Genomic DNA, 507 nt, shown 5'->3' with positions numbered 1-507 from the left:
CCACACTTAAAAAGAGTATTAAACCTTCATTTTTAGCAGAGGGTTATATACTTAGAACAAAGGTTACCAATGCATTCTTCACTGTGCATTGATGCCACTCGTCTACCTACAGAGGAGAGATCAACATGGAGTTACGGAATAAATCGGGGGAAGTTGCAAATATTGCTGATAACCTCACTTTGAAGGAAATCACAGAAATGGGCTACACCGTAGATTTATGCGATGAAGCATTTGCTCCTGGAGAGCATTGGAAAGCGGAAGGTAAAACGCAAGGTATGGGCGAGTATCCAGAGGAGTAAACGTCCTGACGAGCCAGCGCACAAAAGCGTTCCACAAACAGAAAAACCGAGCGACTTAACGCTCGGTTTTTTACTTTTGAACTTCTTGAATAAACAAGCTCATCTCTTCAAGATAATTGCCGTTTGAGCATCCCCAGTCGGTGACCTCAATCAACTCAGTAACTAACTGTCCAGACTCATCATCTTGCACTCTCTGCACAAACGCTTC

The 507-nt window shown here is 43.2% G+C and carries 1 protein-coding gene; it reads left to right on the top strand.

Going from position 1 to position 507, the window contains the following annotated elements:
- Window positions 1-125 precede the first annotated feature (125 nt).
- Window positions 126-299: a hypothetical protein gene (locus IQR33_RS19885; RefSeq protein ID WP_005374332.1), complete on the top strand. Its 174-nt coding sequence runs from the start codon at window positions 126-128 to the stop codon at window positions 297-299.
- Window positions 300-507 lie beyond the last annotated feature (208 nt).

It is taken from the genome of Vibrio sp. OPT46, from assembly GCF_015163535.1.
In the GTDB taxonomy this organism is placed as follows: domain Bacteria; phylum Pseudomonadota; class Gammaproteobacteria; order Enterobacterales; family Vibrionaceae; genus Vibrio; species Vibrio alginolyticus.
The sequence above is the reverse complement of the archived record's forward strand: the minus strand, read 5'-3'. Positions and strand labels throughout refer to the sequence as shown.

Coding starts and splice junctions, on each gene's coding strand:
- IQR33_RS19885 (WP_005374332.1), top strand. CDS start 126: ATGGAGTTACGGAATAAATCGGGGGAAGTTGCAAATATTGCTGATAAC.